The sequence below is a fragment of the Pseudophaeobacter flagellatus genome, from assembly GCF_021228235.1.
Classification (GTDB): domain Bacteria; phylum Pseudomonadota; class Alphaproteobacteria; order Rhodobacterales; family Rhodobacteraceae; genus Pseudophaeobacter; species Pseudophaeobacter flagellatus.
This window is the reverse complement of sequence record NZ_JAJQRG010000002.1, coordinates 400,312-412,017: the sequence shown is the minus strand read 5'-3', so window position 1 is coordinate 412,017 and position 11,706 is coordinate 400,312. Positions and strand designations below refer to the sequence as shown.

At 59.3% G+C, this 11,706-nt stretch carries 12 protein-coding genes; 6 read left to right on the top strand and 6 right to left on the bottom strand.

Annotated features, from left to right (window positions below):
- Nucleotides 1-2: 2 nt before the first annotated feature.
- Together LRK71_RS05475 and lpxK are read left to right on the top strand one after the other, a co-directional pair.
- Complete coding sequence (locus tag LRK71_RS05475; RefSeq protein ID WP_232401670.1) at nt 3-1,175, top strand: 3-deoxy-D-manno-octulosonic acid transferase; 1,173 nt, start codon at nt 3-5, stop codon at nt 1,173-1,175.
- On the top strand, nt 1,162-2,163 hold the full coding sequence (lpxK, locus tag LRK71_RS05470) for a tetraacyldisaccharide 4'-kinase (RefSeq protein WP_232401668.1): 1,002 nt from the start codon (nt 1,162-1,164) through the stop codon (nt 2,161-2,163). The genes LRK71_RS05475 and lpxK overlap by 14 nt, the downstream gene beginning before the upstream one ends.
- 135 nt (nt 2,164-2,298) lie before the next feature.
- Here the strand turns inward: lpxK and LRK71_RS05465 are convergent, their stop codons facing one another.
- Entirely contained in the window at nt 2,299-2,970 is a 672-nt protein-coding gene (locus tag LRK71_RS05465) for a DsbA family protein (RefSeq protein ID WP_232401667.1), read from the bottom strand.
- Nucleotides 2,967-3,494, bottom strand: coding sequence for a DUF721 domain-containing protein (locus LRK71_RS05460; RefSeq protein ID WP_232401666.1), 528 nt, complete (start codon nt 3,492-3,494; stop codon nt 2,967-2,969). Before LRK71_RS05460 ends, LRK71_RS05465 begins: the two co-directional genes overlap by 4 nt.
- A gap of 86 nt (nt 3,495-3,580) precedes the next feature.
- Between LRK71_RS05460 and mutY the strand changes: the two genes are divergently transcribed.
- A complete protein-coding gene (mutY, locus tag LRK71_RS05455) occupies nt 3,581-4,708 on the top strand; it encodes an A/G-specific adenine glycosylase (RefSeq protein ID WP_232401664.1) in 1,128 nt (375 codons plus the stop codon).
- A 115-nt stretch (nt 4,709-4,823) separates the two neighbouring features.
- Nucleotides 4,824-5,972, top strand: a complete 1,149-nt coding sequence (locus LRK71_RS05450; protein WP_232401662.1) for an alkane 1-monooxygenase — start codon at nt 4,824-4,826, stop codon at nt 5,970-5,972.
- Nucleotides 5,973-6,309: 337 nt separating this feature from the next.
- On the opposite strand, the gene LRK71_RS05445 is transcribed toward LRK71_RS05450, so the two are convergent.
- The 4 genes from LRK71_RS05445 to LRK71_RS05430 all read right to left on the bottom strand — a co-directional run bounded on the left by LRK71_RS05445 (nt 6,310) and on the right by LRK71_RS05430 (nt 10,369).
- Complete coding sequence (locus LRK71_RS05445) at nt 6,310-7,698, bottom strand: adenylate/guanylate cyclase domain-containing protein (protein ID WP_232401660.1); 1,389 nt, start codon at nt 7,696-7,698, stop codon at nt 6,310-6,312.
- A 207-nt stretch (nt 7,699-7,905) separates the two neighbouring features.
- Nucleotides 7,906-9,009, bottom strand: coding sequence for a site-specific DNA-methyltransferase (locus LRK71_RS05440; RefSeq protein ID WP_232401979.1), 1,104 nt, complete (start codon nt 9,007-9,009; stop codon nt 7,906-7,908).
- Between the two features lie 112 nt (nt 9,010-9,121).
- Entirely contained in the window at nt 9,122-9,739 is a 618-nt protein-coding gene (rnhB, locus tag LRK71_RS05435; RefSeq protein ID WP_232401658.1) for a ribonuclease HII, read from the bottom strand.
- Nucleotides 9,740-9,892: 153 nt separating this feature from the next.
- On the bottom strand, nt 9,893-10,369 hold the full coding sequence (locus tag LRK71_RS05430) for a hypothetical protein (RefSeq protein WP_232401656.1): 477 nt from the start codon (nt 10,367-10,369) through the stop codon (nt 9,893-9,895).
- Nucleotides 10,370-10,556: 187 nt separating this feature from the next.
- Here LRK71_RS05430 and LRK71_RS05425 point away from each other — a divergent pair, with 187 nt between their 5' ends.
- Entirely contained in the window at nt 10,557-10,850 is a 294-nt protein-coding gene (locus LRK71_RS05425; RefSeq protein WP_232401653.1) for a hypothetical protein, read from the top strand.
- The gene (locus LRK71_RS05420; RefSeq protein ID WP_232401651.1) at nt 10,822-11,523 is read left to right on the top strand and encodes a winged helix-turn-helix domain-containing protein; all 702 of its coding nucleotides are present in this window, start codon (nt 10,822-10,824) and stop codon (nt 11,521-11,523) included. Before LRK71_RS05425 ends, LRK71_RS05420 begins: the two co-directional genes overlap by 29 nt.
- Nucleotides 11,524-11,706 lie beyond the last annotated feature (183 nt).

The window sequence follows — 11,706 nt, the reverse complement described above, 5'->3', positions numbered from 1 at the left end:
ACATGACAAAGCTTAAGACCCAGCCTCGCCCCGAGGGCGAAATCCTGTGGCTTCATGCCACCACGATCCAGCGGTATCTGGCGCTTTGCGATATTGCCCATCGGCTCAAATCAATGCGGCCGGGTCTTTTTGTTCTCACCACTTGGGAGGCGGGTATGGGCCAGATGCCCGACACCGAGGGCTGCGATCGCGCCCTGGGAGCGCTGGCCACTGACCAATCCTCCGAAAGCAGGGGCTTCCTGAACCACTGGCGCCCGGATCTATGCCTCTGGGCCGGTGGCAACCTGCGGCGGGGGCTGATGCGCCAGATGCGCGAGCTGGGCATCTCTGCCCTGCTGGTTGATATCGAAGAGCAGGAACTGCCCACCCGCAAACTGCGCTGGCTCCCGGATCAACGGCGACGTCTCTTTGGTGGCTTTAATGCGGTCCTTACCCCTGCCAAGGCGGTGCAGAGGCAACTGATCAAGGCGGGGATGCCGCCCGATCAGATCCACCTGACCAGCCCCCTGCGGCTCTCGGCGGTGCCACCGGGTTGCGACCAGCAGGTGCTGGGAAACCTGCAACAACGCCTGGGCAGTCGCCCTGTCTGGCTGGCCTCGCGAGTGCAACTGACGGAACTGCCCCCGCTGCTAGATTCCCATCGCACCGCCCTGCGCATGCTGCACCGAATGCTGCTGGTAATTGCCCTTGATGACCCAGAAAGCTGCACCCACGCCCGCAACCTGATACAGGCCAGCGGGTTAAACTGCACCGATTGGAATTCCGACGAAGAGATCAACGACTACACCCAGATCCTGATCACCGACAGCGCCACTCTGGGGCTGTGGTATCGGCTGGCCCCGATCACCCTGCTTGCCTCTAGCCTGCAGCCCCAGATGCCCGGCCAAAGCCCGCTAGAAGCGCTGGCCCTGGGGACGGTGGTGTTGCATGGTCCTGGCTGCGGCCATCATCAACCGGTCTACGACCAACTGGCCCCCCTGAAGGCGACCAAACAGATCCGCACCGCCCAAGAACTGGCAGAGGCGGTGATCTACCTCTCGGCACCGGATGTGGCGGCACGCTGGGCCCTGGCCGGCTGGACCGCCGTCACCGAAGGCGCCGCGATGACCGATCAACTGTTAGAACAGGCGCAGGATATCCTGGACCTGCGCGAGGAAACACATGCGGCCCCCTGAGTTCTGGAACAAATCCCCCCATGTCTTTGACCTGCGCCGCCTTGCCCTGGCGCCGCTGGGCTGGATCTATGGTGCCGCCACCGCCCGGCGGCTGCGGGCCGGTCCCGGCCATCGCGCCGGGGTACCGGTGGTCTGCGTTGGCAACCTCAACGCAGGCGGCACCGGCAAAACCCCAACGGTGATCTGGCTGATGGAAACCCTGCGCAATATGGGCCATGATCCGCATGTGGTCAGCCGCGGCTATGGCGGCAGCCTTACCGGCCCGGTAGCGGTGGATCCCGGTCTGCACCGCGCCGATGCCTGCGGCGACGAACCACTGCTGCTGGCAGCTTTTGGCGAGGTCTGGGTGGCACGGGACCGCGCCGCCGGCTGCCGCGCCGCCGAGGCCGCAGGGGCCACGGTGATCCTGCTGGATGATGGGTTTCAAAACCCCAGCGTGGTCAAAGACCTGTCACTGGTGGTGGTGGATGCGTTGCGCGGCTTTGGCAATGGGTGCTGCCTGCCCGCCGGCCCCCTGCGCGAAACCGTGCCGCAGGGGTTGGCACGGGCAGATCTGGTGCTCTCGATCGGGTCGGATGCAGCACAAGAGCAGTTTGCCCACCTCTGGGGGGATCAGCTACAGGGCCTGCCCCACTGCCGGGCAGAGCTGGCGCCCCTGCAAACCGGAATGCCCTGGCAAGATACCCCCGTTCTGGCCTTTGCCGGCATTGGCCATCCTGAAAAATTCTTTGCCACCCTGCGCAGCCTTGGGGCCAAGGTTCTGCGCAGCGAAGCGCTAGAGGATCACCAGCCGCTGTCCGCCACCTTGATGAACCGGCTGCAGGCCGAAGCCCAGATGCAGGGCGCACAACTGGTCACCACCGAAAAAGACGCCGTACGTCTGCCCGAGAGCTTTCGCCACAGGGTGATCACCCTCCCGGTGCGGCTGCAGATTGCCCACGCTGATGAGCTGATCGCCCGGCTGGAAACCATTGCACCACCGCCCTGACTGCCCTGCCACCCCCGCCCGACCTGCCTCTGGTACCAGGGCAACTGCAACAGAGCACCAGAAACAGAACAGCCCGAGGCGCAGTGCCCCGGGCTGTTCGTGTTTGGATCGCTCAGAAGTTCAGCGTGGCAGGGCTTAGCCCTCCAGCTCTGCGTCAATCAGTTCTTTGAACTTTGGATAGGACTGATTGCCGATCTTGGTGCCATTCAGGATAAAGGAGGGCGTCGATTCGATATCGTCCTCTTTGGCGTTTTCCTGATACCAGGCGACCAGGGTCTGGGCCTTGGCACCGTCCTGCAGGCAGGCTTCCAGGGTCTCTTTCTCCAACCCTGCGACGGCACCGATCTTGCGCAGTGCGTCGGTGATTTCGCTGGTTCCGCCGGCACGGGTCCAGTCGGACTGGCCCTTGTAGATCAGATTGCTGATGCCAAAGAACTTTTCAGGCCCACCGCAGCGCGCAATCAACGAGGCCCAAAGGCCATAGCGATCAAAATAGACCTCGCGGTAGATCAGCTTTACCTTGCCGGTGTCGATATAATCTTCTTTCAGCTGCGGAAGGACACCAGTGTGGAAATTGGCGCAATGCGGGCAGGTGTACGAAGCATATTCGATCAAGGTCACCGGCGCATCTTCGGCACCGATCACCATTTCGGTAATGGTCGAGGTATCAACCTCGGCCTCTTGTGCCGAAGCGGCGCCGACCAGCGGCAGTTCAGGCAGGCGCGTTTGGCTATTGTACCCTGTAAGCGCATAGGCGCCGACGGTAAGCGCCACCGCAGCAAAAACACCAGACATAAGACGGGTCATTCATACCCCTTTCGTTCAGTTTTCTTTTTTGTCAGCACATTGCGCCCCAACCGCTCTAGCGCGGCGCGCAAATCTTCGTTTTCGACCCCCTCGGCCGCCGCGGCAGCATCAACCTGCGCCTGCGGATCAACCGGCAGTGGCTTTTTCACCTTGGGGGCGTATTTGAATTCAACCTGGCCATCCGAAAACCCAGTGGGGGCTGTCTGAGTTATCCAGACCTTGGAAATGGCGTTATAGCCATAAACCGCATTCACCTTCTCGCGCAGACGCTCTTTTTGCATCTCTAGAATGGGGGCATTGGCACCATTGGTCAGCACAGTCAGCGTTGCCCCAAAGGCACTGCGCCCGTATCCCACCTTGACCGGGCGGGCGATGGAGGCAATGTCTGGCCCGGCGATCTCTTCCCAGTGGGTCAACAGTCGAGACACCGCAAAGCCACGGCTTTCGCCCGCTTTGCGGATTTGCTCATTCAAGAGCCGGGAGGTCCGTGCGAACCCGCGTGTGCTGCTGCGCCTAAATGCCATACCGATGGTTTTGCGTGACTGGACGCCCTATTGTAAAGGGTCCTCATGGCGAGGCCTGCAAAACCACCACTTCAAAGGGGTAAATAATGCGTGATTTGGATGGATCCCCAAAGAAAATAGAGCAGCCGACCGCAGAACAGACGGATGTACAACAGGCGGTTTTGGCCCCAGAGATCCTGCACTGGTATGACCATAACGCCCGTGCCATGCCCTGGCGTGTCCCCCCCCGTGATCGCGTCGAGGGCATTTGCCCCGATCCTTATCGCGTCTGGCTCAGCGAAGTCATGCTGCAGCAAACCACCGTGGCCGCTGTAACAGAGTATTTTCAACGCTTCACCCGGCGCTGGCCTCGAGTGCAGGATCTTGCCGCTGCCAAAGACGCCGACGTCATGGGTGAATGGGCCGGGCTTGGCTATTACGCCCGTGCCCGCAACCTGCTGAAATGTGCCCGCGTCGTCACCACTGATCTGGGCGGCCTGTTCCCCGACAGCTATGAAGCGCTGCTGAAACTGCCGGGCATTGGCCCCTACACGGCGGCGGCAGTGGCCTCAATCGCCTTTGATCGCGCCGAAACCGTGCTGGACGGCAATGTGGAACGGGTGATGGCACGGCTCTATAATATCGATGATCCGCTCCCCGGATCAAAACCGGTGCTGAAATCCCGCGCCGCAGCGCTTACACCAATCACGCGCCCCGGTGACTATGCCCAGGCGGTGATGGATCTGGGCGCCACCATCTGCACACCAAAAAACCCAGCCTGCGGGATCTGCCCCTGGCGCGCGCCCTGTCTGGCACGGGCTGCCGGAACCGCCGCCGAACTGCCTAAGAAGACGCCAAAGCAGCCCAAACCCACCCGACGTGGCACTGCCTACCTGGCCCGTAGCGCCACAGGCACCTGGCTGCTGGAACGCCGCCCCGAGAAGGGGTTGCTCGGCGGCATGTTGGGCTGGCCTGGCACCGAATGGAACGAGGCCCCCGAACCGCGCCCGCCCTTTGATGCCGATTGGCAGGATCTGGGTGCAGAGGTGCGCCATACCTTCACCCATTTCCACCTGATCCTAGAGGTGAAGTTGGCCGAACTGCCCGCAGGCTACAACGGCGCGCCAGACCAGGAACTGCTGTCACGCCACGCCTTTCGCCCCACTGATCTGCCCACGGTGATGCGCAAGGCCTTTGATCTTTGGGCCGGATCAGACTTTAAACTAGGTGCCTAGGCCCTAGTGGCCTTGGGGATGCGCGGTTCTGGCCTCTTGGGTTTCGCAGGCAATCGGCCTAGGCTTTATCCTGGCTGCCAAGCCTTTGGACGCTACCCAATCCGGAGACCCCTTGATGATCGCTGCTAACCGCCTGACACGCTGGCAATCCGCCTTGCCTTTCTGGCTCTCCATGCTGTTGCTGCCGCTGATATGGCTGGCAGCGCTGTTTGGCGGCTGGACGATCCTGCTGCCACCGCTGGTCACATGGTATCTCTTTGCTGTGCTGGATGGTTTTTTTGGCCTGAATCTCGAAAACGCCGACCCGATGACGGACGAAGACGATCTGCGCTGGTATCGCTGGCTCACCACAGCATGGGTCCCGCTACAATTTGCCTGCCTCTTTGGGCTGATCTGGTATGTCACCCACAGCAGCCACCTGTCGGGGCTGGAGAAGTTTGGCGTCTTCTTTGGCGTCGGGGTTGTCACCGGCACCATTGGCATCAACTACAGCCACGAGCTGATGCACCAACGCAGCCGACTGGAGCGCATTCTGGCGGATCTCTTGTTGGCCATGGTGCTTTACTCACATTTCCGGTCAGAACACCTGCTGGTTCATCATCGCTATGTCGGCACCCCACGTGATCCGGTCACTGCGCGCTATAACGAAGGGTTTCATCGCTATTTTCCGCGCGTCTTGCGGCAATGCTGGCGCTCTGCCTTTCGGGCAGAACGGGAAAAACTGGCCAGAAAAGACCGTCCCTGGAGCGATGCCAGGAACCCCTTCTTTCGCTACTGGGCGCTGCAACTGGCGATGCTGCTGCTGGCCGCGCTGCTGGGCGGGGGCGGTGGGGTCCTGCTGTTCCTGGTGCAGGCGGGCATCGCCATCTGGCAGCTGGAGCTGGTGAACTATGTGGAACACTACGGGCTGACCCGCAAACATCTGGGCGACGGGAAATATGAACATGTGCGACCGCATCATTCCTGGAATGCGGCGCATCGGGCCTCAAACTGGTTGCTGATCAACCTGCAGCGCCACTCCGATCACCACTATCGCCCGGATCGCCGCTTTCCCCTGTTGCAGAATTATACCCAGGCCGAGGCCCCGCAATTGCCCTTTGGCTATCCGGTGATGACAGTATTGGCGATGTGTCCACCGCTGTGGCGCCGGATCATGAATCCCAAGGTGCGGCGCTGGCGCCAGATGTATTACCCCGAAATCACCGAGTGGAGCGCCTATAACAAGGCAAAAACGCCCATGCCGCGCGCAGGGACGAGAGCGTAATTCAAGCGTGCAATATGAAAAAATACAAAAAGCGCTGACTGCCCCTAATAGCTGTCAGCGCTTTTTGGGCGAGACCTGGCAAGATCTCTCACGAGGCGCGGATAGGGGAATCTTGGACGGACGACCCCAAAACCGCGTAGCAACATGGACACTCTCTCACCTGAGACTTTTCAAAAGCTTAACAAGACAGGCACAATCCAGGGTTATTTCCACAAATACCTGAATTAATGTCGATATTCTTCAATTCCCCCATATCATCAAGGGGTACTTCACATAACATGCATCCTAAGGATGTGTAAGAATCATACCATCCCGAGCGTCGATTCAGGCTAGGGTCTTAGCGCTTGGCCCAGACTTTTATCGGTGCATCCAGACCGCGCACTTCCTGCTCCGGGTAACAGGCAAAGCCCTCGCTCAGTTCGCGGCCCGGCGTTTCCTGTTCGGCCTGCAAACGCAGATCTTCGCTCATGACAATCGGGGTCTGCAGGCGGCGGGTCATCTCTTCAAGGCGGGCGGCGACATTCACAGCCGTGCCGATCACCGCATATTCCAGCCGGTTCAGCCCGATATCCCCCAGCAGGGTTTCGCCAAAATGGATGCCAATCCCAGCCGTGATTTCCGGCTCGCCCAAACGTCGGCGTTCGCGGTTCCACTGGGCCAGAGAGTCTTGCATGGCAAGCGCGCAATCCAGCGCATTGCTGGCATCACGCTTACCGGCAGAGGGGGTGCCAAAAGTCGCCATCAGACCGTCGCCCAGGTATTTGTCCAGGGTACCATTGTGGCGAAAGACTTCGCGCTCCATCCGGGCATGGAACTCCCGCAGCAGCACAATCACCTGATGCGGGTCACGCCCGGCGGCAAGCCGGGTGAAACCGACAATATCAATGAACAAAACCGCCACATTTTGAATGCGCTCCTGCTTCAACGGCTCATCGTTCTGCGACAACTCTTCCACCACATTCGGCGAGAAATAACGCGAAAGGTTGGCACGCTCGCGCTCTAGCCCGGCGTTGCTCAGCAAAAGCGTATTGGTCCGGCGGGCAGAAATGGCCAACGTGATGGCAACGATTAGAAAGACGATGACCTCTTGGGCCCGTATCGGCACCGCATAGCTGTTGGGATCAAGGGTCTCAGCCAATGAGCTGCCCTCTCCAAAGGCGGCGGCGGCGGCCTCGCTCAGGCCGGGAACCGGGCTGGCAAACCACCAGGCCAGGGCCAGGGCAGACATCCACATCACCAGTGTCCAGATGCCAATGGCAATCACCGTACGCCAAGAATAGGCCATGGTGCCCAGCGCCAGAATGACAAAGAAGTAGATGAAATTGTCAAACCTGTACTGCATCGCCAGCGGCAGCATATCCATGTTCAACGGATTGGGGCCAACCATGCCAAGGGTCATCAGAAACAGATCAATAAAGATCAGGAGCAGCTCCATCCGAGAGCGACCAACCCGACCGATACGCCGTATGAACCAGCCGTTGACGCAGAGCAGCGCCAAGATCCCAATATAGTAGATGACCTCAAAGTGCGGATGTACCCAGAGCAAAAAGACCGCAAAGATGGCCATGGCGATCCAACGCGCTTTGACTGCCAGTTCCAGCCCCTCTCGCTTGTGCTTTTCCAGGGCCGCCAGGGTATATTGCGACTCGGCGGCCTGGCTGCTCTCTTCTTCCTGCACAATATTGCGAAGTTTCGGCGCAGGCGGAGTCATGGTAGCATCAGTCATCAGGCGGTCCCTATTTCTGCATCCTAAATAGGCACTCTGCCCATGGCATACACCCCCTTTTACTGCTTCGGCCCCGGAAACCAAAAAAGCCCCGCCAGAGGGCGGGGCAAGGTGCGGCACCTGTGTCACAGCACAGGGACCGTTGGTTAACTTGATAATGTCGTGAAAGCCTGCGCCGGAACTGGCCAGAGCCCTGAAGGCCGAGGTCTAGTTCTGCATTTCAGCCCGGATTTGCTGGCGCAGCACGTCGATAGGCACAGTTTGGCCATCACGTTTAAAACACCAATAGGTCCAGCCATTGCAGGAGGGCGCGTTTTCCAGATGAGCACCAACCTGATGGATCGAGCCTTTGACATTGTCGCCAATCAGTGTGCCATCGGCACGCACCTTGGCCTTGTGGCGTCGGTTCATCGAATAAAGCTCATCTCCGGGGCGCAGCATGCCACGTTCCACCAGCTGGCCAAAAGGCACCCGCGGCTCGGCGCGTTTGCTGGTCGAAACCTGCAGTGCCTCGCGGTCGAATTTGCGCACCGATGCGATGCGTGCTTCGGCCACCTTGCGATAGGAATCCTCTTGCTCGATACCGATGAATTCACGTCCCAGCATCTTGGCCACGGCGCCGGTTGTACCTGTGCCAAAGAAGGGGTCCAACACCACATCACCGGGGTTAGTAGATCCCACCAGGATACGATGCAGCAGCGATTCGGGTTTTTGCGTAGGATGCGCCTTTTCGCCGTTCTCATCCTTCAGCCGCTCATGACCGGTACAGATCGGCAGCACCCAATCCGAGCGCATCTGAATGCCCTCGTTCAGGGACTTCAAGGCCTCATAATTAAAGGTATATTTGCCGCCTTCGGCCTTTGACGCCCAGATCATCGTCTCATGCGCGTTGGTGTAGCGTTTGCCACGGAAGTTCGGCATCGGGTTGGATTTACGCCAGACGACATCGTTCAGAATCCAGAACCCTTCATCCTGCATCGCTGTGCCGACGCGGAAGATGTTGTGGTAGGATCCGATCACCCAAATAGAGCCGTTTGGCTTCAGAAGCCGACGGGCTTCATGCAGCCAGCGGCTGGTGAAATCATCATAGGCTGCAAAGCTGGAAAACTGGTCCCAGTGGTCATCCACCGCGTCGACCTTGCTGTTGTCGGGGCGGTGCAGCTGGTTTTTCAGTTGAAGATTATAGGGGGGATCCGCAAAAATAAGATCCACCGAATTGGACGGAAGCCCTGCCATCACGTCGATGCAGTCACCATCCAGAATCGTGTTTAGAGGGAGCGTCGCGGCGCCCTTCGTCATGGTTTTGTTCATTTGCTCTGCCTCAATAACCATCCGGCGCATTTTTGCGCTCATTTTGGTTATCCACAGGATGAGTTATCCGGGATTCGAGGTCAATTTGTTTTTTAGATCAGCGCAATACGGTTCACTCTTGATACAATATCTTGTGTACTGGTTTGAAAGATCGACGATGATGTGGTGTTACGCCCAATTCAACCAGGGCGTCACGGTGTTGCTTTGATGGATATCCGGCATTCTTCTCCCAGCCATATCCCGGAAACTGTTGCGCCAAATCCACCATGAGCAAATCGCGAGCCTCTTTGGCCACAATAGAGGCCGCCGCAATCGAGACTGATTTGCCATCGCCCTTGACCACTGCTTCGGCTGGAATTTCCAGATCTTTGGGGATCAGATTGCCGTCGATCAGCAGATAATCCGGCGCAGGCGACAGGCCTGCCACGGCCCGTTCCATCGCCAGATGCGAGGCGCGCAAAATGTTCAGCTGGTCTATCTCTTCAACGCTGGCCTCGGCCACCGAAACCTCGGCGCAGTCCACCAGCAGCGCGGCTAGGGCGGCGCGTTTTTTGGCGCTTAACTTCTTGGAATCATTCAGACCCGGCGGCAGGCAGGTCATATCCAAAACAACGGCGGCTGCGGTGACCGGCCCGGCCAGTGGCCCCCGGCCAACTTCGTCCACACCGGCGATTCTGACATAGCCCTTGCTCTGGGCGGCACTCTCTAGGCTGGTATCTGGCTGTTCCATGCCGCTGTCAGACCCAAGTCCAGACAGATTCGCAAGCCAGGGACGCGTTTTTTGCCGCTTCTCAGGCTGGCGTCGCAAACTTGTCGCAAAAAAGAGGGGGCAAAACCCCCTCCGGTCTGCGCTGGTCTGTCAGCCGGGCCGAGGCGATTACCCTTAGCGATTGACCAGGCGATAGCCATGCTGTTTCAGGCAGCGCGGCTTATAGGCAGAACGGTTCTTGCGGCCATTCCAGAAGGTAACTTTGCAAGAGCGCGGCAGGGATTTCACCCGACCATAGTTCCGGCGCAGGCAGTTCTGCGCCACCAGCGAGCGACCGTTCTTGAACCGGGGGAAATACTTTACGCATTGCGCGGGCAGATCATAGCGGCCCACACGCGGCGGCAGCGGCCGGGTCACGGGGTCCCGATGGGGGCGATGGGGGCGGGTCACCGTCTCGCGGCGGCGATCACGGGTGTTATGATCGTGCAGGGCGGCGCCAAGAATGCCCAGAACCGCCAGGCCGGCCACCACTTTGCCAACGTCATTGCCCGCCTGAACCGGAGTCGAAGATATCCCGGTGATCGCCAGGGACGCCGCCAGAATCAGGGCGATAAATTTACGGTGCTGTTTGGGCTGCATGCGCTGTGTCATCGGATCATATCCTCTTAGAGCTATTGGGGTCACTGTTGAACGCGGCTGTCTTGCGCTCAAAATCCTATGAACCCAGCCTCCCCCCAGGGCGTCAGACAGGCAATAACACCCCCCTGCTATCCGATAACCATAGCCCCAAACGCTTGTTGTTATTGAATGTCGGCAGGGTTCGGCGCAGGGTGAGGACATGAAACATTCCCTTGCTATACCGCTGATAAGCATGGCCATCTTGGCGCTTTCCACGCCAGTCTTGGCCGCCGATTGCTACGCCGATTACAAGGCCAAGCAGAACAATCCGCTGAAACTGCATTACGGTGTGATCCAGATCCAGGGCACCTGTCGCAAAGCCGATGCAAAGGACGAAATTCAGGCCCGCATCGCGCCTGCCGGCTGGACCCTGTTGAATGTGATGACGGTCTTTGGCCCCGAAGGACTGCAGCAAAGGAAGGCCAATGCCGGACCCTATTTTCTCCGTTTCTGAGGCCCGCATGGCGGGCAGCCGCATTATCGCCTTTGGTATCGCGTTGATTGCCGCATTGCTGGCGCTTGCCGGCACGGTCCTGTTGCTGACGCTGCCCGATGGCAATGCCTTTAACGCGCGGGTTGAACAGCTCTTTGTAGAAAACGACCTGACCAGCCAGGCCGAAATCAAGCTGCTTGAAATCCTCGCTCAGTCAGGCACCGCCTTTGCCGATACGCTGGCCAGCTACCGGATGGTGATCTTTGTGCTGCTGCTCTTTGCCACCGCGATGATGATCGTGGCCCTGGTGGTACTCGCCATGCTGGTGCTGCTGAACCGCCGCATGGCCCAGATCGAACGCTCTGGCATTCAGGTTACCGAACTGCTGATCAGCCGCGAAGAGCATACCGTCTACCTCAACAGCATGGGCTTCAAACTGACCCCCGCCGCGATGGAGACCCTCTCGGCCCTGGCCGAGGCCCGCATGGATGACGATGTGCTGTCAGGTGCCGAGATAGAGGCGGTGATTTCCGGCCGCCACAGCAGCGAGTGCGAAGAAGCGGCCGGCGCCACCCGGATCAAGCGGTTACGCGACACTCTGGGCAATCAGATGGTCAGTGAGCTTTTGGTCAAGAATATCGCCAAACGCGGCTATGTGCTGGCGATCAGCAAGGATGTCATTCGCATGGTCTGATCCCCCGCAGCCCTGTTCCAAACCACGACCCCCAGGGGCGAGACACAGCCTCGCCACGCCAGCAGGTGATTAAAGCTGCTCGAAGGGAAAGAAGTTTTTCGCAGAAAAACAATGCCCTGCAAGGCTCACACATGCGCTGTGCAGGGATGCTCTGTTTCGGCACTGGATATTCCACCCGGAAAT

Bases quoted from the DNA above. Each gene is read 5' to 3' on its own strand.
- LRK71_RS05445 (WP_232401660.1), bottom strand. From the start codon at position 7,698: ATGACTGATGCTACCATGACTCCGCCTGCGCCGAAACTTCGCAATATT.
- rnhB (WP_232401658.1), bottom strand. From the start codon at position 9,739: ATGGAACAGCCAGATACCAGCCTAGAGAGTGCCGCCCAGAGCAAGGGC.
- LRK71_RS05420 (WP_232401651.1), top strand. From the start codon at position 10,822: ATGCCGGACCCTATTTTCTCCGTTTCTGAGGCCCGCATGGCGGGCAGC.
- lpxK (WP_232401668.1), top strand. From the start codon at position 1,162: ATGCGGCCCCCTGAGTTCTGGAACAAATCCCCCCATGTCTTTGACCTG.
- LRK71_RS05440 (WP_232401979.1), bottom strand. From the start codon at position 9,009: ATGAACAAAACCATGACGAAGGGCGCCGCGACGCTCCCTCTAAACACG.
- LRK71_RS05465 (WP_232401667.1), bottom strand. From the start codon at position 2,970: ATGACCCGTCTTATGTCTGGTGTTTTTGCTGCGGTGGCGCTTACCGTC.
- LRK71_RS05475 (WP_232401670.1), top strand. From the start codon at position 3: ATGACAAAGCTTAAGACCCAGCCTCGCCCCGAGGGCGAAATCCTGTGG.
- LRK71_RS05460 (WP_232401666.1), bottom strand. From the start codon at position 3,494: ATGGCATTTAGGCGCAGCAGCACACGCGGGTTCGCACGGACCTCCCGG.
- LRK71_RS05425 (WP_232401653.1), top strand. From the start codon at position 10,557: ATGAAACATTCCCTTGCTATACCGCTGATAAGCATGGCCATCTTGGCG.
- mutY (WP_232401664.1), top strand. From the start codon at position 3,581: ATGCGTGATTTGGATGGATCCCCAAAGAAAATAGAGCAGCCGACCGCA.
- LRK71_RS05450 (WP_232401662.1), top strand. From the start codon at position 4,824: ATGATCGCTGCTAACCGCCTGACACGCTGGCAATCCGCCTTGCCTTTC.
- LRK71_RS05430 (WP_232401656.1), bottom strand. From the start codon at position 10,369: ATGACACAGCGCATGCAGCCCAAACAGCACCGTAAATTTATCGCCCTG.